This is a genomic window from Rhizobium sp. CB3060 (assembly GCF_025200735.1).
In the GTDB taxonomy this organism is placed as follows: Bacteria; Pseudomonadota; Alphaproteobacteria; order Rhizobiales; family Rhizobiaceae; genus Rhizobium.
This window is the reverse complement of the sequence record NZ_CP104159.1, coordinates 2,091,080-2,110,879: the sequence shown is the minus strand read 5'-3', so window position 1 is coordinate 2,110,879 and position 19,800 is coordinate 2,091,080. Positions and strand designations below refer to the sequence as shown.

Genomic DNA, 19,800 nt, shown 5'->3' with positions numbered 1-19,800 from the left:
CCTGAGGTGTTGGGACTCAATTACGAAGTGCGGCGCGCTCGATGCTCGCTGCAAAGAGCGGCGTTTCGCCCTTGTTGTGCGCGATCGACATCGGCTGTCGCTGTGAGCGGAAGACGTCGAAAGGGATGCCCTGCCTGTCAAGGAAGGCCTTGAACTCTTCCGTTGCTCTGGAACGAACGTGGTTCGTGAACTCGCAAGTCTGGTCGTCGATGCGTCGGACGCTCAGTTCCCAAAGCACATGGATCGTAGTGCGGCCTACCGGCGTGACTATATCCGAAACGGATTCCAGGATCAGGTGATCTTTTTCACCCAGGGTCTCGACATAGTGCTGAACCATCAGGCTGCCGCCGACCGTCTCGACGTTGATGGACATGCGCTTGCCGTCCGGAGCCGTGGTGAAGCCGGCGGCGATGTGTGCCGGAGAGCAGCGTTGGTACTCGTCCTCCGGAAGAGTGAAGCACCATTTCGGAATGTCGATCTTCTCGATCGGTGCGTTGATGACGGCGGCAAAGCTTGAATCGACGATTTCGTAGTCGTTCATGATGCGCTCCTTCGTTACTGGACAAGCTTGATTACGACGTTGCCTTGCAACGCCTTCGAGGGCTTGCATGTGTTTCAACGTTCCCTTATATTGCCTATGAAAATCATAGTTGCAAGTACCTATGAAAAAGAAAGTGATATGGAAGAGAAAAATTCTGCTATCAAAACGCTTTGCCCGATCGCCCGTTCGGAGGCAGTTGTCGGCGATCGCTGGACCGTGCTGATCCTGCGTGAACTATTCATGCACAGTCATCGATTTGAGGAAATCCAGGCCCAGACCGGCGGCACACCGCAAATGGTCGCGGCGCGCCTGAAGAAGCTGGCGGAGGACGGCCTGGTCGAGCGCCGTCGTTACACAGAGCGGCCGCCGCGCTACGAATACCATCTGACCGAGAAGGGCGAGGCTTTCTACCCGGTCATTCTGGCGTTACGGGCCTGGGGGGAAACATGGTGCAAGTTGCCTGACGAGGGCCGGGCCATCAATTATCTGCACCGCACATGCGGCAAGCCCACAGGGCTCGGTCCCGTTTGCGAAGGCTGCGGCCAGACGCTGCGCCGCGACGACCTGATCCCCGACCCGAGTCCTGCATACCAGGCCGAACGCCAAGCGCGGTGGGAGGCGTTTAAGGCACTATCTTGATCCCTGTCGCGGCGTTTCTGTTGCTGATGGCGATCGCGCACGCGAGGGGAGGCCAAGCGGGCTTGCGCTCGCCACCTATATCGCGCTTGGCGCTGCCTTTGCTGCAGGCCCGGCCGGGGTTGGGACATTCCTCGTGATGGGCTTTACGCTGCACAACATCACGGAAGGCATTGCTGATGATTGCCTTGATCTCGCCCGCAAGCTACTTTCGCCGGGTTGCGGCGGCGCGCGGCAGCAGGGCCATGACGATCCGTTCGTCCCGATATTGGGCAAGCAGATTTGTAGACCTGGCGCGCCGACAGGCGCAGCTCGGCCGCCGCGCGAGCAACGGCAGGCTGTCTTACGCCTGGACGATCGAGAACCATGTCCAGTTGACGAGATATGCGACGCGCCGTTGAGGCTCGGTTATGCAATCGCTTCGGCAAACAGGGGTTTCGCATCGACGCCACGGCGCAGGTGCTTTTTCAGCTCTGGTGTGATGTCGTCACCGATCCGGGAGGCTTCACCGATCGTCGTCCAGTCGATGCGGCCGTTCAGCAAAGGCGGTGATTTGCGGTAGATGATCAGGCTGATGAGGTATTAACCCCCGCCATCGGGCTCCTCTCGAACGTGAGATCCCAGGGCGTCGGCGTTGGGAATATCTCTTCGAGGAACGATACGAAGGCTCTGACATTCGGATTGCCGCGCCGGCTCTCGGGCCAGAACGCTGCGATGCTACTCCGGTCGACTGCGAAGTCCTTCAGGACCGGCATCAGTTCTCCGCGCTTCAGATACGGGGCGGCAATATAGGTCGGCGATATGCCGATGCCGCCGCCGGCCACGACCACCGCTGCAACCGCATCGCTGTTGTCGAGGATCGTCGCCGCGTTGGGGATGATCTCCATCACCTTGTCGCCGATCCGAAACGGCCAGCGTAGCGTCTGTCCACTGCTCTGGTACCTGAAGTTCACGCAGTCGTGGCCGACGAGATCGTCCGGGTGTTCCGGGCGGCCTCTGGTTTTGATGTAGGAGGGAGAGGCGAACGCACAAATCCGGTTGGGGGCCAGCTTCTTGGTGATTAGCCTCGAATCGGCTGGTTCTCCGACCCGGATCGCAACGTCGACTCCCTCCTCGACGAGGTCGGTGAAGCGGTCGCCGAGCCGCAGATCCACGATGACCTTTGGGTACCGCTTTCGAAACATTGGCAGGGCGGGGGCGATCAGATGGACGCCGATCGGCAGTGGTGCCGTTACCTTCATGAAGCCTGCGGGCTCGGCACGGGCGGCCACCGCCGCCTGCTCGATCTCCTCCGCTTCCCTCAGAAGCCTCAGCGCCCTCTCGTGCAGATCCCGGCCTTCAGGAGTGAGGGACAAGGACCGCGTCGTGCGGGTGAACAGGCTGACACCGAAATGCTGTTCGAGGCGCTGCACGCTCTTGCTGACAGCTGACGGCGAGATCGATAGCGAGCGGGCCGCCGCCGTGTAGCTGCCAAGCGACGCCGCTCTGGCAAAAGCAATGATCCCCGTTAGCCGGTCAATTCCAATTTGTTCCATGATGGCATTAGTAAAGCGAAAGCAAACCTGATTATCAAGCCATGAGCGATAGTCTAGATCTTTCTCCATCGCGCCATCGCGGCGCTTCTAGGAGAGATGAAATGACCGAGACCACAGCTAGCAACCCGACGCTTGCCGGCGAGCACGTTCTGATCATTGGCGGCACTTCGGGCATCGGCCTTGCGGCGGCCCGCCAGGCGAAACAATCAGGAGCGAGGGTGACTGTCGTCGGCACCGACCGCGACCGATCGCGCAATGTCGCCGTCGAGAACGGCTTCGAGGGTTGGCGGGCGACCGATGTCACGGATTCGGAGACGATCTATGCGGCGCTCGCCGACGTCGGACAGGTAGATCATCTCGTGCTTCTTGCAGGCACTTTCGTCGCCGGCAAGGTATTGGAGGCAGACGTCGCGCACCTGCGCAAGGCCTTTGATGAGCGCATCTGGGCGGCGGTCCATGTTTTGCGTGCGCTAGGCGAAAAGCTTGCGCCCAATGCCTCGATCACTCTGATTTCTGGTGCGCTCGCAGACCGTCCGAACGCTTATGGAACTGCCGTGCTCGCTGCCGCCTCCGCTGCAATGGAGGCCTTCGCCCGCGGTCTCGCCGTCGAACTTGCCCCTCGTCGCGTCAACACGCTGTCGCCTGGCCCGATCGATACGCCAATCCTGTCGAAGACGCTTGGTGAGGGCAGGGGCGCGTTTGTCGAGTCCCTCACGCGGAGCCTGCCGCTCCACCGCCTCGGAACGGCCGAAGAAGCAGGTGCCGCCGTCGTGTTCCTGATGTCCAATGGCTGGATGAACGGCGCCGTGCTCAACGTCGACGGCGGCTCCCGCCTCGTCTGATCGCAAACTGAACTCTGAAGGGTGTTTGTTATGCCTGGTCTTTTTGATCCCATCGAACTCGGGGCCATCAGGGCGCCGAACCGCATCCTGATGGCTCAGATGACGCGTGCCCGCGGCACCCGCGAGCACCTGCCGACGCCGATCATGGCAGACTATTATGCACAGCGCGCCTCCGCCGGTCTCATCATCAGCGAGGCGATCGGCATCAACCAGCTCGGCCTCGGATGGCCCTATGCGACGGGCCTGTGGTCCGCGGAGCAGATCGCTGACTGGCGCGGAATCACCGACGCCGTCCACGAAAACGGCGGACGGACCATCGCACAGCTCTGGCAGATGGGCCGTGTCGTTCATCCGAGCTTCCTAAAGGGCGGCAGGCCTGTCTCAGCTTCGGCAACGACCGCGCCGAACCATGCCCACACATACGACGGCAAGAAGCCGTATGTGGAAGCGAGGGCTCTCACCATTGACGAAATCGCCGACGTGGTCGGACATTTCCGCCAAGCGGCGGTCAACGCCAGGGAGGCAGGATTTGATGGGGTGCAACTCCATGCCTCAAACGGCTACCTGATCGACCAGTTTTTGCGAGACAGCTCGAATTTTAGAGACGATGGTTATGGCGGCTCGGTCGCAAACCGGATCCGGTTTCTGCGCGAGGCGACTCGCGCGGTCGCAGACGTGATCGGCGGGGACCGAGTTGGTGTGCGGCTTTCGCCAAACAGCGAGACTCAAGGGGTACGAGACAGCGATCCGCTGCCTGTGTTCACTGCGGCCCTGGAAATGCTTTCTGGGATTGGCATCGCACATCTGGAGCTCAGGGAACCACCGGTCGATGGCACGTTCGGGATCGGTGAGATCGACCCTCTGGCACGCGAACTTCGCGGGTCCTTCAAGGGGCCGCTGATCCTGAACTCCGACTTCGACTTCTCGCGCGCTCAAGCGGAACTCGACGCGGGCGTCGACGATGCGGTCGCGTTCGGCCGGCCGTTCATCGCCAATCCCGATCTTCCCAGGCGCTTCGTCGAAGGCATACCGCTCACGGTGGACGATCGAGACACGTGGTTTACTCAAGGACCTGAGGGCTACATCGACTATCCGCGGAACCTGATCTGACCTATTGAGATCCCGCGCTCGTGCCGTTGTTTGTTCGTAGGTTGAAGATGAGAGTGCTCATTAGGCTTTGAATGAAAAACTCAATCAGCCAGTTAAGCGAAGTATTTTCGCAAACGATATTCGGGAAAAATGACGTGCGGGCCGTAGGTTCACATCCCTTCAAGAGCAAAAAAGTCTAACCTTTCAGTGCGGCGGAAATGAAAGAGATGAAGGCAGGGTCCGAAAACTAGACCAACCGGGCGCGGCAAGCTTTGCCGCTCCAATGCTCAGCGACGTGAAAGGACGGGATATGCGTGTGCTGCCGTCATCTCCGAAGACGCCGCGCGGCACGCAGGCGATGGGAATGAGGTTAGACCCAATGCGAGCGAACCCAATTTTGAGTCTCTACCACGAGCGGCGATTTCGTTCTCATCCATCCTGATGAATTACTCGGCAATGAACGGGGCCGGCTTTCCTTGTCACAGAAGTATGTCGACCGCCGACGATATTACTGCGAACAGCACCAGAAATGGTCCGATCGCCTGCACAGGGATTAGGAATATTTTCGGCATAATGGGGGCATCATCTTTCGGCGGTTGCGCCCCGCAACGCCGACGTTACTAATCTTCTAATCAGGACCTATCATGAAACATACGCTTTTGGTCGCGGCTCTCGCGATCTCCTTTCCGATGTTTGCTCATGCCGAGACGCTGCAGTTTCCAAGTGAAGAGCCGATAGCTGAGGTGTCTATCCCGCACAGCTGGGGACCGAAGGAAACTGAAACCGGAATTGATGCAACCTCGCCAGATTCCGCCATCTATTTTTCGATCGATATCGCAGATGATGCAACCATGGACAAGACGGTCGACAACGCCGTCGATTTCCTCGTCAAGAATGGCGTGAATATCGATGCGAAGAGCAAGCATGAGTTTCCTGACACGACCCTAAACGGCATGAAGCTCGGCCATCTTGAGTGGGATGGCACCGATAAGGACGGTCCGGTGCATGTGCAACTCGCATTTGCGCAGCCGTCCGAACACAAGATGCTGGTCATCACCTATTGGGGCTCGAGGGAAGACGAGGCCAAGCATGATGACGCGGTCAGTGGGATTATCTCGTCCCTGAAGCCGATCAACGACTGATCACGGATCGGGGCGCCGGCCTCCGCCGGCGCCCCGAGTACAATCAAACCGCTCCCCGACCTCGAAAGGGCAAGATGCGCACGACCCTTATCACCGTGTTTCTCGCAGCAATCTCCAGCGCTGCCTGCTTTTCATCCGCAACGGCGGCAGACCATTACTCAGCAAGCAGCAACACCGCCATGAGCATTACCGGCGACATCGATATGGATGATGACGGGATCACCTTTGAGAACGGCAAGGGGCTTACCTTTTCGGATTTGATCGCAGACAATTTGGTAGTCGATGGCAAGCGCGTGCCGGGATCGGTTTATCGCGTCGCGCAGCCGCTTGATCCGGAATTGAAGAACGGCAACCGTCTCTGCGGCGCAGGCAAGGTCACCTATCTCGCCACGTGGAGCGACGGCGACGGCTCCACGGCGATCGCGGTGTTCACCGGTTCGAGGCCGCCGCGAAGCGACGACGAGAGCTGTGCCATCTACAGCTACGAAGACCAGGAGTAAGATTTTCTCTCGCACGCAAGGACTCGACTTCAACCCCGCGATTGGTAGAAGCCTGCAAAGAGTGACTGGAGGTTAACGGCAGGGCAGGTCGAGAGGCCTTCTGACTCTTAGGCTCGCTCTTTGGCGACTTTGATGATCGTCCGTGACGAGAACTCGAGTTCCGGAGAGAGGCCAAGAGTGGCCGCATAGCTAGAATGCTGTAACAGCGGCAGGTTCACGGCTTCGCCAATCGACGCCTTTCTCAAGGCTAAGAATTGTGATACAAATCCTCGGATAATAGATCTGATCCTCCGAGTTTTTGTATCAATGCCCGGTTCCGTCACCCAACGTCAAATCGCTCGAACCGTGCTAGTTGAGCGCGGCATAGCACGCCTGGCGGAGCTGCGGAACGCAGGCGTGACGGCGGCCACCATGAGCCGAATGGAACGGGATGGCGAGGTGATGCGGCTTTCCCGCGGCCTCTATCAACTTGCCGATGCGGAGCTCGACACTAACCATAGTCTGGCAGAGGCTGCCAAGCGCGCTCCGAAAGCTGTTATCTGCCTTGTTTCGGCCCTCGCCTTCCACGGCCTGACGGACCAGCTTCCAAGACACGTATGGATCGCCATAGGCCGCAGGGATTGGGCTCCGAAACCGGATGGCACACCCATTCGCGTCGCGCGCTTCACGGAAAACCTGCTCAACGAAGGTATCGAAACCCACACCGTCGAGGGGGTTCCTGTAAAGATCTTCGGAGTTGCCAAGACAATTGCCGATTGCTTCCGCTATCGCAACAAGATCGGTCTCTCGGTGGCGATAGAAGGGTTGCAGGAGGCACTGCGGCAACGTAAGGCCACCCCTGGTGAGATCGCTGACCAGGCCGAGCGCGGTGGCGTCGGCACGGTGATCAGGCCGTATGTTGAGGCACTGACCGCCAATGGCTAAAGAAATCAGAAATCTCGGCGCCTCGGTGCGCGCCCGCCTGTTGCAACTCGCCAAAGCAAGTGGGCAAACCTTCGACCTCGTTCTGACCCGTTTTGCGCTTGAGCGGTTACTATTCCGGCTCAGCCAGTCACCCCATGCGGGCCGTTTTGTGCTGAAGGGTGCGATGCTGATGATGAGTTGGTTTGACGATCCGCACCGCGGCACGCGTGATCTCGACCTCCTAGGCTTTGGAGATCCCGAACCGGACCCGATGTTGGAAACCTTTCGAGACATTCTGGCGCAACAAGCTGATGATGGCGTCACGTTCGATGCCGAAACCCTCCGCGTGGATCGTATTCGCGAGGGACTGGAATATGGCGGGCTCAGGCTGCGGATGGTCGCTTCGATCAGCGGCGCCCGCGTCAACCTGACGGTCGACATCGGTTTTGGCGATGCGCTCGAACCAGGAGCGGAGATGTTGGACTATCCCTCCATGCTGGATTTTCCGGCGCCTCGGCTCCGAGCCTATGCGCGAGAGACGGTCATTGCGGAGAAGTTCCAGGCAATGGTCATGCTTGGGCGAGCAAACAGCCGGATGAAGGATTTCTACGACATTTGGATCCTCAGCAGGTCCTTTGATTTCAATGATGACAGATTGGCGCGTGCAATCACAGCAACTTTCGAGCGGCGCGACACTCCGATCCCCACTGAGGTACCAGACGCCCTAACGGACGCCTTTGCGAAGGACGAGGAAAAGCAACGGCAATGGCACGCATTCGCTGAAAGCGTTGCACACGAACCCGGCAACCTGACGGACGTCATCGCGGAGATTGCCACGTTCCTGATGCCGCACGCTGTTGCGGCTGCGAGGCTGGGCAAATGAACGGGTTTGGTCACCACCGTCCGGCTATGGAGCGATGACAAATCGATTGCGCTGACGGAAGTAAATAATGGGGTCGGCGGTTCGTATCGCTTCAAGGCGCTAGGTCTCAGCGCCATCGCTTAGGCGGCGAACAATGCCAATCGGATCATAGAAATCGCTATATTTTCCCAGCAGCCATTTCCTTTGCCAGTTCACCTATCACCGAACGCAACCACCTGTGGGCGGGGTCGTGGCGGTAGCGAACGTGCCAAGCCATCTCGACCGGAAAAGTTCCGAGATCGACGGGCGTCGGAAGTACCTTCAGGCGCGAATCCCCGTCGAGGCTCCGGCAGATCAGCCTCGGCAGCGTCGCGCAATAGTCCGTGACGGCGAGCATTGCAGGCACGGTAAGGAAGTGGGTGACCGAAACGGCGACCTCGCGCTTGAGGTTTTGTTGCCCCAACGCCTGGAAAAGGCCGACGCGCAGCCGGCCCGGCGGGAGCACGTTCACATGTTTGAGGCTCTCATACTGCTCTCGTGAAATGCTGTCATCAATGTCGGGATGATCCCTGCGCACCACGCAGGCGAGCCCATCGTCCATGAGATGTTGCACGACGAGATTATTGGGCGGATCGACGATCCGGCCAAGTACCATGGCGGTGGAACCGGAAACGACGCCGGTCTCGGCGAGGTCGTTGCCGAATGCCGTCATGCGCAGCTTGATACCCGGCGCGAGCTCCCGCATTTTCGCCACGAGCGCGGGCATCAGCACAAGCTCCACATAGCTATTGGGCGCAAGCGTGAACAGTCGTTCGGCCTCTGCGGGCCGAAACTCCTGCTGGTTCAAAATTAGATCGTCGAGTTGCGCCAGCGCCGCTTCAATTGTCGGAGCGATCTCCTCGGCCAGTTGCGTCGGCTTGATACCATACCGTTCTCGAATGAACAGCGGGTCGCGCAAGGTCTCGCGCAGGCGATTGAGGGAATTGGACAGCGCCGGCTGGGTAATGCCCAGTCGCGCGGCGGCACGGGTCACGCTTCGCTCCTCCATCAGAGCCAGGAAAACCGGGAGCAGGTTCAGATCGTATCTCATTAAGCTATAATTCCATCTGAATATCTAAAATCAAAGAAGTAAATTTCTAAAATATCTGGAGAGATGTCATTGTCAGATCATCGAAAGGCCGATGCGGCTGATCGAATTCCAGATCAACCGGCGACGCAGCCATCTGACGAAAGGATCCGACAATGAAAGTCCTCATGGTGCTCACCTCCCACGATACCCTTGGCAACACCGGCAGGAAGACCGGCTTTTGGCTCGAAGAGCTGGCGGCACCCTATTACGTCTTCAAGGACGCTGGCGCCGAGATCACCCTTGCCTCGCCGAAGGGCGGCCAGCCGCCGCTCGACCCGAAGAGCGACGAGCCGATGTTCCAAACCGATCTCACGCGACGCTTCAACGCCGACGACTCTGCCCGGGCGCAGCTCGCAGACACCGTGCGCCTCGACAGTGTCGACCAGAAGGATTTCGATACGGTCTTCTATCCCGGCGGCCACGGCCCCTTGTGGGATCTGGCTGAAGATCCACATTCGATCAGGCTCATCGAATCCTTTGTCGGGGCCGGCAAGCCGATCGCCCTCGTCTGTCATGCGCCGGGTGTCCTGCGCCACGTGACCAATGCCGATGGCACAGCGTTCGTTCAAGGGCGCTACGTCACGGGCTTCACCAATACCGAGGAAGCGGCTGTGGGTCTGACCGATGTGGTGCCGTTCCTGGTCGAGAACGAACTCGTCGGTCTCGGTGCGGTCTTCTCCAAGGTGAAGGACTGGGGCGTGTACACAGTGGTCGATGGTCAGCTCATCACCGGTCAGAATCCGGCTTCGTCAAGCGAGGCGGCCGAGGCACTTGTGGTTGCCCTGAGCCAGACGAAGACCGAGGCCGCCTGAGTCGGCTTGAAGATCGTGATCTGCCACGACTTGCGTCGGCGGCAGATCACCTTCGGAAAGCGGAGTTTGCCATGTCCTTCCCTGTCACGACGATATTGCTGACGGACGCTCAACAGATGATCACGAGCGCCATCGCCGCCGCCCGCGCATTAAATGTTCCCTGCTCAATTGCCATCGTCGACGCGTCGGGGCAGCTGTTGTCCTTTGCACGCCAGGACGGCGCCATGGCAGGGTCCGTGCAGCTTGCCATCGACAAGGCGTTTACTGCTCGCATCTTCAACAGCCGGACGGATGTACTCAATGCGCTGGCGCAGCCCGGTGCTGAACTTTACGGCATCCAGCATTCCCATGGTGGAAGGGTCGTAGTTTTTGGCGGAGGCATTCCCATTCGTGAGGATGGGCGGACGGTCGGTGCAATTGGCGTCAGTGGCGGGACCGTCGCTGAAGACATCGCCATTGCCGAGGCGGGTTTGACGGCCTTCCAATAATTCTCGGGAACTACGGTTGCCCTGCCGGGGAGTGACGCGCTCCCTCCCATCAATCAGATGTTCGCCTTGCTTCGGGGATTGGACACCCAGGCAACGGCGTCGTGCGTCCTGCAGATTGCCATCAAAACAGGAGAAAGCAAATGAATGCGCTGTGCGCCCTGCCCCTCGATAGCGTCAGGCCTCATCCAGGCGCCGATGCGCAAGCCGCGTCAGAGAACGAAATGGTAATATCGGCTTCACTGAAGGAGGATGACCGCAGGTCTGCTGGTTTGACCGCAGCCGTCGCCCTCACATGCGTGGTTCTGGTGGCTATCGACCTGCGGCCGGCCATCGTGTCGATCGGTCCTCTTCTTCCTTCAATTCGCGACGAGTTTGCGATTTCGAATGCGCAGGCATCGCTGCTGACAGCGATCCCCGCCGTGTTGATGGGGCTGCTCGCTTTTCCGACACCATGGCTTGCCCGCCGCTTCGGGCGCGACAAAGTAATGCTGGTGGCATTGGCAATCCTTACTATCGCCACGTTCGCGCGCGCGTTTGCCGGCAGCGTTATCTCCCTTTTCGCCACCACAGCCGCGGTGGGAGCGGGTATTGCCGTTGCGGGCGCCTTGGTCGCCGGTTTTATTAAAGGCAACTATTCACGCCACGTGGCGCTCTTCATGGGCATTTATGCCTCGGCTATCGGACTGGGCAGTACCATATCCGCGGCTGTGACCGGCCCTTTGGCAGAGATTGCCGGTGGGTGGAGGATTTGTGCGGGGGTCTTTGCCATACCTGGCTTGATCGCGATCAGCGCGTGGATGGTCATCGCGCGAGCAGAACGGCAGAAGAAGAAGGTTTTGTCTGATGCGGCTGCTCTTCGGAAAGGGAGTGCTCTCCCATTCACCAGTCCCACGGCTTGGATGGCTGCGCTCTATTTCTCGCTCAATAACTTCCTGTTCTTTGGTTTGATCGCCTGGACTGCGCCTATGTATATCGAGCACGGCATGAGTAGGGCGGATGCTTCGTTGCTCCTCGCCAGCTTCGCTGCTGCATTTATGACGGCAAACCCGCTGGCTGGTTTCATCAGCCGGAAGAACGATCGGCGCCGCGTGATTGCTCTATTCGCGTCCACGTCTCTGCTGGGCATCCTGGCGATCGCTCTCTTGCCGGCGATGCCGTATTTCTTCATTCCCATGATTGCTTTTGGCGTTGGGGGTTCCTTCACGCTGGGCATGGTCCTGCCGCTCGACCACGCGTGTGATGCAAACGAGGCGAATGCCTGGACAGCCTTCGTTCTAGGCATTGGTTATTTCGCCGGCGCCTTGGGTCCCTTCGTGCTTGGCTTGGCGCGAGATGTCACTGGCGGGTTCGTCATTCCGGTCTGGATGCTGGTCGTCGTCGCTTTCCTTAAGCTGTCACTGGCCACACTCCTTCGTCCTCGCCGCGGGTAGGCGGGAAACGACGGTGACCCAGTGTACGCTTCGGGGTTGGACCTTACTCGAGCGCATCTCAACAGCGACGGTCGACGGAGGCATCTTTGCGGCGCGTGATGACCGCACGCGGCGCAAACCTGCCGTCAATAAATCGAAGAAATAAAGGGCGACGATTCTGCTTCCATCAACTGCGCCAGATGTCGAATGCGGGGGGCTCAAGACTTTAAAGTTCAACGACGGCTTTGCACCTCCATGTCGGCGGTAGAGAGCGGCTTCGCAGCTTCCTGAAAGCAGACCTTGCTGGCGATCACTCTGGAGGTCGTGGTTGCGCAGGCAGTCGCGATTGCTCATCCTCTGTGCAAATGGCGGCAACAGGTTCAAGATCGGACATTAATCACCCGTCAGTGTACGATGCCGGCCTTGCGTAGCCCCTCCATGACGAGCTCGAAATCGGCGGGGTTCTTGAAGGGCAAGACTTTGCGACGGTATTCCAAGGAGTAGCTGGGGTTGACGTGTAGCACCTCTTGCCACATCGCGCGAGCTTCTTCGAAACGGCCGAGATGCCCGTAACAGGCGGCCAGAAGGGCGCGCGAGACATCGGTGACGGGGTTGCGGCTCACCCGCTGCAGCAACAGTTCGACGGCCTTTTTGTACCTTCCCAGTTGAAAAAAGGCCCAGGCCTGAAAGTGGAGAACGACATCCGGAAAGTACGGGTTCAGGACCCTCGCCCGATCGAAATAGGCGAGTGCCTCCTCGGATCTGCCTGAATAGAGAAGTGCCTCGCCGAGGCTGACCTGCCCTTCGGCAAAGTTCGGATTGAGGACTAACGCGCGCTTGGCCTCGCTGATAGCTCCATCGTGCTGTCTCGAGTAAAGCTTGACCAGACTCAGCGCCCAGTGCGCCACGGGATCGCTGTCATCCCGCGCTACTGCCAGCGTCGCAGCCTCTTCGGCTTGCTCGATCGAGCGCTGCGGCGACGCGCTCCACCGGTTCAGGTAGTCGAGCCCGTGGGTAAGGGCGAGGAAGGCGTGTGCCGATGCGAAATTCGGGTCCAGTTCGACGGCACGTTGCAAAAGGTCGCGGGCGTCGCTGTTCGTTTGCTTCGTCAGCCGGTGCCACAGCTCCCGGCCACGCAAGAAGCAGTCATACGCCTCGGGGTGCCGGGTCTTCCCCGGCGCCAGTCTTTGCCGATCGCCATCTGTGAGGTTGACCGCCAGCGCGTCGACAATCTGCTGCGTGACATCGTCCTGAACCGCGAATATGTCGGTCAGGTCGCGATCGAACCGCTCCGCCCATAGATGCCCGCCGGTGGTCGCGTCGATGAGCTGCGCGGTGATGCGTACCCTGTTCCCCGATTTGCGTACGCTGCCCTCAAGTACATGCCGCACGCCGAGCTTCGTGCCCACCTCCTGCACATGGACGTTCTTGCCCTTGAAAGTGAACGACGAATTGCGGGCGATGACGAAGAGCTGCGACAGCTTCGATAGCGCCGTGATGATGTCTTCCGAGATGCCGTCGGCGAAGTAGTCCTGTTCGGCGTCACCGCTCATGTTGGTGAAGGGCAGGACGGCGATCGACAGCTTCGGCGACACTGCCGTCGCCGGTTGGCTCGTCGCGGTTTCCGAGGTCGCGGCTGCCTTGGTCCCGGCGCTGCCAACTTGCAGCGAATAGACCCGGATCGGCTCGGCGATGTTCTTGAGCTGCGTGCTCCCGAGATCGCTAACCGAGAGGTCGAGCCTCGCCTTGACTTGGCGATAGGCATCCTCGGACAGGCAGATCGCGCCCGCCGCGGCGACGCCCTCCAATCGCGAGGCGATGTTGACGCCGTCGCCCATCAGATCGCCATCGCTTTCCTCGACGACGTCGCCCAGGTGGATACCGATCCGGAACTCGATGCGACGGTCCTGCGGCACGCCGTCATTGCGCTCCACCATACCGTTCTGCACCTCAATGGCGCAGCGCACGGCGTCCACTACGCTGCGGAACTCGACCAGCGCACCATCGCCGGTGCGCTTCACCACCCGGCCGTGGTGCACGGCGATCGTCGGATCGATGAGATCGCTACGCAGTGCCCGCAACCTCGCTAGGGTGCGGTCCTCGTCGGCGCCGGCAAGCCGGCTGTACCCAACCACATCAGCGGCCAGGATTGCAGCCAGCTTTCGGTTCTCGCTCATGGCGCCGTCTCCTCACTTCCACGATAGCAGGGAGACAGAGGGCAAGAAAGAACTTTTGGCCGCTGCTCAGAGCGATCTTGGTTGAGATCGAGTTGGCCATGGCTCATGTGGACGCGCCGACGTTGTAGCCCTGCGCAATGACTGCTCTGTCAGCCTCCCGGCCGTTCGGACGCGGTCTTTCGAAAGCCCACTCAGGGTCAGGTCACGACGATGCCCGCACCCACTCGAATGTCCGCTCATTGAAGATCCGCAGCCGGAACTTGCCAGTCCGCTTACAGCCCAAGTCTGTCATTCCATGCAGGCGAAGCCGGTGTCAGCTGCTGAGGAATTTCAGGCGGATGGCTTTTGTAACAACAGGGTGGGGCGGTTCGAGTTAGTTCAAGAGCAACCTCTGCTCCAAAGCAAGCATCATCAAAAGTTCAGCCGGGCCATCATTGGGCAATGATCCGAAATCGCCAGGAGCTAGTCTTTTCCATTCGGGTTTCTCGATGCTCCGGACCTCTGGCTGGTGGCCTCGATCGAGATTGCGATTTTGAAAGTGAATACTGCCAGACCCGGTAAGATCTTCACCGAGCGAGAGATCTCGTCGCCGCCGTCACCCGACATCACCAGCGAGGCCGATGCACTGCCAGTCGTTCTAAACGAACGATATACGAAGTCATCGCGATTTCAGGCGTGAAAGCAAACCAACCAGCCGGTGAAAACGGCGGCCGCCTGCATGATGAAATAGGTATCTTTCCCTGGGACCAGCCGCCTGCCAAGCAGGCAGGCAGGCGCTCTCGAACGGCAGCCTATTCGTCAAGATAGCGTTCGGTCAACCGCGCCCACATGGCGGCACCCGCCGTCAGACTTTCGTCGGCGAAGTCATATCTCGCGCTGTGCAGGATCGCCGAGCTGACACCGTTGCCGAGACGCAGGAAGGCGCCGGGCTTGTGCTCGAGGAAATGTGAGAAGTCTTCACTGCCCGGGATGAGGGCACAGGTTGTCACCTTGTCGGTGCCGACCAGTTCCTCGGCAACCGTCCGGGCAAACTCGGTCTCGGCCTCAGAATTCACGACGACGGGATGGCCGTGGACGTAATCGATCTCCGCCTTGGCGCCGAAACCTTCGGCAATGGCTTCGGTCAGCTTGCGGATGCGTGCTTCCAGATGCTCGCGCACTTTGGGATCGAAGGAGCGGACGGTCATCAAGAGCTTGGCATTCTCGGGAATGACATTCGACGCCTCGCCGCTATGGATCGCGCCGACGGTCACTACGGCAGTCTGTGTCGGGTCGACGCTGCGCGACACCACGGTCTGCAAGGTGACCACAAGTTGGCAAGCAACGACGATGGGATCGATCGTCAGATGCGGGCGTGAGGCATGGCCGCCCTTGCCCGTTATCGTGATCTCGGCCGTATCGGCGGCCGCCATCAGCGGGCCGGTGCGCATCAGGAAGGTTCCCTCAGGGGCGCCGGGATGATTGTGCAGGCCGTAGATCACGTCGAAAGGGAAGCGCTCGAAGAGGCCGTCGGCGATCATGGCCGGGGCGCCGCTGACCGCGCCTGCCTCTTCGGCCGGCTGGAAGATCAGCGTCACAGTGCCGTTGAAGCGGCGGGTTCGGGCTAGATATTCGGCGGCACCGAGAAGAATGGTGGTGTGGCCGTCATGGCCGCAGGCATGCATCTTGCCCGGCACCTTGCTGGCATGGTCGAGACCGGTCTGCTCCGTTATCGGCAGGGCGTCCATGTCGGCGCGGATTGCGATACTCTTCTTGCCGCTGCCTACAGTCATGCGGGCAACGACGCCATGGCCGCCGACATTACGTGTCACCTCGTAACCCCAGGCCTCCAGCTTTTCGGCGACGAAACGCGCCGTTTCGGCCTCTTCGAAGGAAAGCTCGGGATTGGCGTGCAAATGGCGGCGGATTGCCGTCAGCTCGGCCTTGGCAGGCTCGAAATCCGAAAGGCTGGCATAGTCGTTCGTCAGGGGCATGGCGGTTCCGATCTTGCATGGGCCTGCCGCAGCGGCTGCGGCAGGCGGCTGAAGGGGAGGAGGAAGATGCCGCACTAGATGAAGCGCGACAGAAAGCTTCGGGTGCGCGGGTGTTGTGGATTGCCGAGCACATCCTTGGGCTTACCCTGCTCGACGACCTTGCCGCCGTCCATGAACACGACGCGGTCGGCCGCTTCGCGGGCAAAGCCGATCTCGTGGGTGACGACGATCATCGTCAGGCCTTGATTGGCAAGATCGCGCATGGTGGCCAGCACTTCGCCGACGAGTTCCGGGTCGAGCGCCGAGGTGGGCTCATCGAAGAGCATCAGCTTCGGCTTGATCGCCAGCGCACGGGCGATTGCCACACGCTGCTGCTGGCCGCCGGAAAGCTGGCGGGGATAGTTGTCCGCCTTGGCCGAGAGACCGACGCGTTCGAGCAGACGTTTGGCATTTTCCGTCGCTTCCTTGCGGCTTTCGCCGTGGATACCCACCGGTGCCTCGATGATGTTCTGCAGCGCCGTCATATGCGGATAGAGATTGAACTGCTGGAATACCATGCCGATCTTCCGGCGCTGAAGCGCGACGGCGTGATTGGAGAGCTGCACCAGCTTGCCCTTGCGAAAGTTGTAGCCAATCTGCTCGCCATCCACTTCGATCGATCCCTGCTTGATCGTTTCGAGGCGGTTGATACAGCGCAGGAAGGTCGACTTGCCCGAACCCGACGGCCCCAAGATGACGACAACTTCGCCTGGGGCGACGTCGAGATCGATGCCTTTCAGAACCTCAAGCTGGTCGAAGGATTTGTGTACGTTGCGGGCGCGCACGAGCGGTTCGATGGTCGTGATCGCGTTCATTAGCTCGCCTCCTGTGCGGCAGCAAGTGCTGGTGCTGGCATGCCGGCCTCCTTTTCGGCATTGGCGGTGCCGGTGTACCGGTCACCGCGGCTGTAATAGCGCTCGACATAGCTCTGGCCTATATTCAGCACCGAGGTGATCAGCAGGTACCAGGTGACTGCGACGAGCAGCATTGGGATGACTTCGAAGGTGCGGTTGTAGATCGACTGGACCGAGTAGAGCAGGTCGGCCATGGCAATGACGCTGACGAGCGAGGTCGCCTTGATCATGCTGATCAGCTGGTTGCCGGTCGGCGGAACGATCGAGCGCATCGCCTGCGGGATGATGATGCGGCGAAGCGCCCTTGCGCGCGTCATGCCGAAGGCTTCGGCGGTCTCGAACTGGCCCTTGTCGACCGATAGCAGGCCGCCGCGGATGATCTCTGCCATATAGGCAGACTCGTTGAGGGCAAGGCCGGCAATGGCGGCGGTCATCGGGCTGATGACGGAATTGGTGTCCCAGCTGACGAAGGTCGGTCCGAAGAAGGGGATTCCGATCGACAGTGTCGGGAAGAGGGTGGAAAGATTGTACCAGAAGATCAGCTGCACCAGCAGCGGCGTGCCGCGGAAGAACCAAATGAATAGCGAGGCAAGCGAGCTTGCCAGATGGTCCTTCGACATGCGGGCGACGGCGAGCAGCAGACCGAGGACGACGCCGATGATCATTGCCACAACGGTCAGGCCAAGCGAGACGTAGAGGCCGCCGATGACGACAGGATCGAAGAAATACCGGGCGACGACGGGCCAGCCGAAATTCTCGTTTCCGGCAACCGACCAGGCGAAGTAGGCCGCGATTATCAGGACTACAACCCAGGCCCCGACACGACCGGCGGGGAAGGGCTTGTGGGCATGTGCCACATCCCGTGCCGCATCGCCGGGTGGCGATGCTGTGTTCTTGATATCAGTGCTCATTTCGGCAATGTCCCGCCGAGGTTGATGCCCGGCTCCTTGATGATATTGTTCTCGAGGCCCCACTTCTTCATGATGGCGGCATAGGTGCCATTATCCATCAGAAGCTTGACCGCGTCACGCAGCACCGGGCCGAGCGGGGAGCCCTTCGGAACGACGGCGCCCTGGTAGAGCGCTTCGAAGCCGTTCTTCTGACCGACGCCGGTGAGCTCCAACTGACCATTGGCCTGCGACACGAAATAGGTGAGCGGCGCCTGGGAGGAGAAGAAGGCATCCGAACGCTTCGAGCGGACAGCGAGAATCGAGCTCGGCTGATCGGTGAAGGACTGGACTTCAATCGGACCCTTGCCATCGGTCTTGCACTTCTCGGCCTGGACCTGGATGACCTTTTCCGCCGAGCCGCCAGCCATCACGGCGATGCGGTTGCCGCAGGCGGTGTCGAGCGAGGTGATCGTCTTCGGATTGCCCTTCTGGACCGCGAAAACCACGAACTCCTGGACCCAATCGACGAAGTCATTGGCCTCTTCGCGGCTCTTGAAATCGCCGACGGGGCCGAAGGCGAACTGGTAGCGCCCGGAATTGATGCCGGCGAGGAGGGCGGGCAGGCCACCGACCGTCTGATGCTCGATCTTGACGCCGAGCACCCGTCCGAGCGCGTCGGTCAGGTCGGCGCTGGCGCCGGTCATCTCGGTGCCGGTGACGATCTCATAGGGAGGGAAGGAACCGTTGTTGACGGAAATCATCTTGCCGGCGGTGCGGATCGCCTCCGGCAACTTGGCCTTCAGCTCCTCGTTGACCGAGAGTTTCGGCAGGCTTGCGTCTTCGGCGAAGGCGGCTCCGGAGAGCATGACGCCGGCGAGCGCAAGAGTGGCCATTTTCCTCAATTGCATGGTCATTCCCCTTTTTGATTTACGTTTTCGCGTGTTAGGCGGCGGCAGGTATCGGCTTGCCGTCGATATCGAGCGGAAACAGTTCTTCCGGCGTCATCAGCCGCGGCAGGATGCCCTGCGCGTGCAGTTCACCGGCGAAGTCGGCGATCATCTTTCGGTTGGGCGCAAAACCGCTCGCGTCCCAGCCCTGCGGCAGTTCGGCGGCGCATTTCAGCAGTTCGTCGAACATGAAAGGCGTCGTCTCGGCGTACTTCCGCCGCTTGGAAAGCCACATGCGCTGCGATTCATCGATCAGCCGGCTGAGCTCCTCGATCACCCAAGGATGTTCGGCGGCGATGCTCGACTTGATGCCGATCAGGTGCATGCCGGGCACATACCCCACGTCGTCGAAATAGCGACGTTCGGCACCGCGGAAGTCGGATAGCAGCTGTCGGAAAGGCGATCCGCTGGCGAAATAGCCTTCAGGCATGAAGGGTGTGAAGATCGCGTCGAGCACCCCTTCCTTTAGAAGTTCGACCATCGGCCGTTCGCCGGGGACCGCTTCTATGCGGCCGGGGCGGCCGAAACCGTCGAGGCGGTCGACGATCGGATGAGCCTCGGTCAGGCGGCCGGCGTACCACATCGCATCCTCGACCTCGACGCCCTCGCGGCGGATCGCGGCGCGCGTCCAGGTGTTGCCGGAGTCGCGCCAGCCGGTGACGCCGATGCGCTTCCCGGCGAGATCGCCGAGTTCGCGAAGCTTGCTGTGCGTGGTCGTGACGATGCAGCGATGGCGGAAGCCGCGCATGATGAAGTTCGGAATGCCGGTGACGCTTTCGTCGCCGTCGATGCGAAGCTGCGTGTAGCGGCTGAAGGACATTTCCGCGGCATCATATTCCTCGCTCCTGCCGACATGCGAGATCAGCGTGCCGACACGATCGACCTTGATGTCGAGCCTCGGCGACGAGACGTCACCGAGAATCAGCGGCGTCATGTAGTCCCAGTCACGAAGGGCGAGGCGGAGCGTCAAGGGCATCGGAATTTCCCTTCAAAAAGCTTGTTTTCGAAATGGGTAAATGTTCAAATCAGATT

General features: G+C 60.2%; 21 protein-coding genes and 1 pseudogene. 12 read left to right on the top strand and 10 right to left on the bottom strand.

Features of this window, described 5'->3' with window-relative positions:
* Positions 1 to 16: 16 nt before the first annotated feature.
* A complete protein-coding gene (locus tag N2601_RS28925) occupies positions 17 to 541 on the bottom strand; it encodes a hypothetical protein (RefSeq protein ID WP_260304487.1) in 525 nt (174 codons plus the stop codon).
* Positions 542 to 679: 138 nt separating this feature from the next.
* Here N2601_RS28925 and N2601_RS28920 point away from each other — a divergent pair, with 138 nt between their 5' ends.
* From N2601_RS28920 to N2601_RS28910, 3 genes and pseudogenes are all read left to right on the top strand, one after another.
* Positions 680 to 1,180: a winged helix-turn-helix transcriptional regulator gene (locus N2601_RS28920; protein WP_260304486.1), complete on the top strand. Its 501-nt coding sequence runs from the start codon at positions 680 to 682 to the stop codon at positions 1,178 to 1,180.
* Positions 1,174 to 1,352: pseudogene (locus N2601_RS28915) on the top strand (metal transporter); the annotation flags it as partial. The gene N2601_RS28920 and the pseudogene N2601_RS28915, both read left to right, overlap by 7 nt.
* 4 nt (positions 1,353 to 1,356) lie before the next feature.
* Positions 1,357 to 1,578 (top strand): hypothetical protein, encoded by a 222-nt coding sequence (locus tag N2601_RS28910; RefSeq protein ID WP_260305291.1) that lies wholly within the window; start codon positions 1,357 to 1,359, stop codon positions 1,576 to 1,578.
* Between the two features lie 7 nt (positions 1,579 to 1,585).
* Here the strand turns inward: N2601_RS28910 and N2601_RS28905 are convergent, their stop codons facing one another.
* Together N2601_RS28905 and N2601_RS28900 are read right to left on the bottom strand one after the other, a co-directional pair.
* Positions 1,586 to 1,720: a hypothetical protein gene (locus tag N2601_RS28905; protein WP_260305289.1), complete on the bottom strand. Its 135-nt coding sequence runs from the start codon at positions 1,718 to 1,720 to the stop codon at positions 1,586 to 1,588.
* Between the two features lie 23 nt (positions 1,721 to 1,743).
* Positions 1,744 to 2,712, bottom strand: a complete 969-nt coding sequence (locus N2601_RS28900; protein WP_260304485.1) for a LysR family transcriptional regulator — start codon at positions 2,710 to 2,712, stop codon at positions 1,744 to 1,746.
* 101 nt (positions 2,713 to 2,813) lie between these two features.
* On the opposite strand from N2601_RS28900, the gene N2601_RS28895 reads away from it, so the two are divergent.
* The 6 genes from N2601_RS28895 (at position 2,814) to N2601_RS28870 (ending at position 8,071) form a co-directional block, all read left to right on the top strand.
* The gene (locus tag N2601_RS28895; protein ID WP_260304484.1) at positions 2,814 to 3,554 is read left to right on the top strand and encodes an SDR family oxidoreductase; all 741 of its coding nucleotides are present in this window, start codon (positions 2,814 to 2,816) and stop codon (positions 3,552 to 3,554) included.
* A 30-nt stretch (positions 3,555 to 3,584) separates the two neighbouring features.
* A complete protein-coding gene (locus N2601_RS28890; RefSeq protein ID WP_260304483.1) occupies positions 3,585 to 4,664 on the top strand; it encodes an alkene reductase in 1,080 nt (359 codons plus the stop codon).
* 623 nt (positions 4,665 to 5,287) lie between these two features.
* Positions 5,288 to 5,785 (top strand): histidine kinase, encoded by a 498-nt coding sequence (locus N2601_RS28885; protein WP_260304482.1) that lies wholly within the window; start codon positions 5,288 to 5,290, stop codon positions 5,783 to 5,785.
* Positions 5,786 to 5,859: 74 nt separating this feature from the next.
* Complete coding sequence (locus tag N2601_RS28880) at positions 5,860 to 6,285, top strand: hypothetical protein (protein WP_260304481.1); 426 nt, start codon at positions 5,860 to 5,862, stop codon at positions 6,283 to 6,285.
* Between the two features lie 306 nt (positions 6,286 to 6,591).
* Positions 6,592 to 7,209 carry a type IV toxin-antitoxin system AbiEi family antitoxin domain-containing protein gene (locus tag N2601_RS28875; protein WP_260304480.1) on the top strand — a complete coding sequence of 206 codons (618 nt, stop codon included), beginning with the start codon at positions 6,592 to 6,594 and terminating at the stop codon, positions 7,207 to 7,209.
* Positions 7,202 to 8,071: a nucleotidyl transferase AbiEii/AbiGii toxin family protein gene (locus tag N2601_RS28870; protein ID WP_260304479.1), complete on the top strand. Its 870-nt coding sequence runs from the start codon at positions 7,202 to 7,204 to the stop codon at positions 8,069 to 8,071. The genes N2601_RS28875 and N2601_RS28870 overlap by 8 nt, the downstream gene beginning before the upstream one ends.
* A 157-nt stretch (positions 8,072 to 8,228) precedes the next feature.
* Here the strand turns inward: N2601_RS28870 and N2601_RS28865 are convergent, their stop codons facing one another.
* Positions 8,229 to 9,140 (bottom strand): LysR family transcriptional regulator, encoded by a 912-nt coding sequence (locus tag N2601_RS28865; protein ID WP_260304477.1) that lies wholly within the window; start codon positions 9,138 to 9,140, stop codon positions 8,229 to 8,231.
* Between the two features lie 152 nt (positions 9,141 to 9,292).
* On the opposite strand from N2601_RS28865, the gene N2601_RS28860 reads away from it, so the two are divergent.
* From N2601_RS28860 to N2601_RS28850, 3 genes are all read left to right on the top strand, one after another.
* On the top strand, positions 9,293 to 9,991 hold the full coding sequence (locus N2601_RS28860; protein WP_260304476.1) for a type 1 glutamine amidotransferase domain-containing protein: 699 nt from the start codon (positions 9,293 to 9,295) through the stop codon (positions 9,989 to 9,991).
* Positions 9,992 to 10,062: 71 nt separating this feature from the next.
* On the top strand, positions 10,063 to 10,479 hold the full coding sequence (locus tag N2601_RS28855) for a GlcG/HbpS family heme-binding protein (protein ID WP_260304475.1): 417 nt from the start codon (positions 10,063 to 10,065) through the stop codon (positions 10,477 to 10,479).
* Between the two features lie 140 nt (positions 10,480 to 10,619).
* Positions 10,620 to 11,909, top strand: a complete 1,290-nt coding sequence (locus N2601_RS28850) for an MFS transporter (RefSeq protein ID WP_260304473.1) — start codon at positions 10,620 to 10,622, stop codon at positions 11,907 to 11,909.
* A 383-nt stretch (positions 11,910 to 12,292) separates the two neighbouring features.
* Here N2601_RS28850 and N2601_RS28845 read toward each other — a convergent pair whose 3' ends face one another.
* The 6 genes from N2601_RS28845 to N2601_RS28820 form a co-directional block, all read right to left on the bottom strand.
* Positions 12,293 to 14,065: an adenylate/guanylate cyclase domain-containing protein gene (locus N2601_RS28845; protein WP_260304472.1), complete on the bottom strand. Its 1,773-nt coding sequence runs from the start codon at positions 14,063 to 14,065 to the stop codon at positions 12,293 to 12,295.
* 791 nt (positions 14,066 to 14,856) lie between these two features.
* A complete protein-coding gene (locus N2601_RS28840; protein WP_260304471.1) occupies positions 14,857 to 16,038 on the bottom strand; it encodes a M20 aminoacylase family protein in 1,182 nt (393 codons plus the stop codon).
* A gap of 74 nt (positions 16,039 to 16,112) precedes the next feature.
* Positions 16,113 to 16,892 (bottom strand): amino acid ABC transporter ATP-binding protein, encoded by a 780-nt coding sequence (locus tag N2601_RS28835; RefSeq protein ID WP_260304470.1) that lies wholly within the window; start codon positions 16,890 to 16,892, stop codon positions 16,113 to 16,115.
* Entirely contained in the window at positions 16,892 to 17,842 is a 951-nt protein-coding gene (locus N2601_RS28830; protein WP_260304469.1) for an amino acid ABC transporter permease, read from the bottom strand. The genes N2601_RS28835 and N2601_RS28830 overlap by 1 nt, the downstream gene beginning before the upstream one ends.
* Positions 17,839 to 18,729, bottom strand: a complete 891-nt coding sequence (locus N2601_RS28825) for an ABC transporter substrate-binding protein (RefSeq protein ID WP_260304468.1) — start codon at positions 18,727 to 18,729, stop codon at positions 17,839 to 17,841. Before N2601_RS28825 ends, N2601_RS28830 begins: the two co-directional genes overlap by 4 nt.
* Before the next feature lie 34 nt (positions 18,730 to 18,763).
* Complete coding sequence (locus N2601_RS28820; protein ID WP_260304467.1) at positions 18,764 to 19,744, bottom strand: nitrate ABC transporter substrate-binding protein; 981 nt, start codon at positions 19,742 to 19,744, stop codon at positions 18,764 to 18,766.
* Positions 19,745 to 19,800 lie beyond the last annotated feature (56 nt).

Bases quoted from the DNA above. Each gene is read 5' to 3' on its own strand.
- N2601_RS28860 (WP_260304476.1), top strand. From the start codon at position 9,293: ATGAAAGTCCTCATGGTGCTCACCTCCCACGATACCCTTGGCAACACC.
- N2601_RS28925 (WP_260304487.1), bottom strand. From the start codon at position 541: ATGAACGACTACGAAATCGTCGATTCAAGCTTTGCCGCCGTCATCAAC.
- N2601_RS28890 (WP_260304483.1), top strand. From the start codon at position 3,585: ATGCCTGGTCTTTTTGATCCCATCGAACTCGGGGCCATCAGGGCGCCG.
- N2601_RS28885 (WP_260304482.1), top strand. From the start codon at position 5,288: ATGAAACATACGCTTTTGGTCGCGGCTCTCGCGATCTCCTTTCCGATG.
- N2601_RS28870 (WP_260304479.1), top strand. From the start codon at position 7,202: ATGGCTAAAGAAATCAGAAATCTCGGCGCCTCGGTGCGCGCCCGCCTG.
- N2601_RS28895 (WP_260304484.1), top strand. From the start codon at position 2,814: ATGACCGAGACCACAGCTAGCAACCCGACGCTTGCCGGCGAGCACGTT.
- N2601_RS28855 (WP_260304475.1), top strand. From the start codon at position 10,063: ATGTCCTTCCCTGTCACGACGATATTGCTGACGGACGCTCAACAGATG.
- N2601_RS28835 (WP_260304470.1), bottom strand. From the start codon at position 16,892: ATGAACGCGATCACGACCATCGAACCGCTCGTGCGCGCCCGCAACGTA.
- N2601_RS28840 (WP_260304471.1), bottom strand. From the start codon at position 16,038: ATGCCCCTGACGAACGACTATGCCAGCCTTTCGGATTTCGAGCCTGCC.
- N2601_RS28910 (WP_260305291.1), top strand. From the start codon at position 1,357: ATGATTGCCTTGATCTCGCCCGCAAGCTACTTTCGCCGGGTTGCGGCG.
- N2601_RS28850 (WP_260304473.1), top strand. From the start codon at position 10,620: ATGAATGCGCTGTGCGCCCTGCCCCTCGATAGCGTCAGGCCTCATCCA.
- N2601_RS28875 (WP_260304480.1), top strand. From the start codon at position 6,592: ATGCCCGGTTCCGTCACCCAACGTCAAATCGCTCGAACCGTGCTAGTT.
- N2601_RS28920 (WP_260304486.1), top strand. From the start codon at position 680: ATGGAAGAGAAAAATTCTGCTATCAAAACGCTTTGCCCGATCGCCCGT.
- N2601_RS28820 (WP_260304467.1), bottom strand. From the start codon at position 19,744: ATGCCCTTGACGCTCCGCCTCGCCCTTCGTGACTGGGACTACATGACG.
- N2601_RS28845 (WP_260304472.1), bottom strand. From the start codon at position 14,065: ATGAGCGAGAACCGAAAGCTGGCTGCAATCCTGGCCGCTGATGTGGTT.
- N2601_RS28825 (WP_260304468.1), bottom strand. From the start codon at position 18,729: ATGCAATTGAGGAAAATGGCCACTCTTGCGCTCGCCGGCGTCATGCTC.
- N2601_RS28865 (WP_260304477.1), bottom strand. From the start codon at position 9,140: ATGAGATACGATCTGAACCTGCTCCCGGTTTTCCTGGCTCTGATGGAG.
- N2601_RS28880 (WP_260304481.1), top strand. From the start codon at position 5,860: ATGCGCACGACCCTTATCACCGTGTTTCTCGCAGCAATCTCCAGCGCT.
- N2601_RS28900 (WP_260304485.1), bottom strand. From the start codon at position 2,712: ATGGAACAAATTGGAATTGACCGGCTAACGGGGATCATTGCTTTTGCC.
- N2601_RS28830 (WP_260304469.1), bottom strand. From the start codon at position 17,842: ATGAGCACTGATATCAAGAACACAGCATCGCCACCCGGCGATGCGGCA.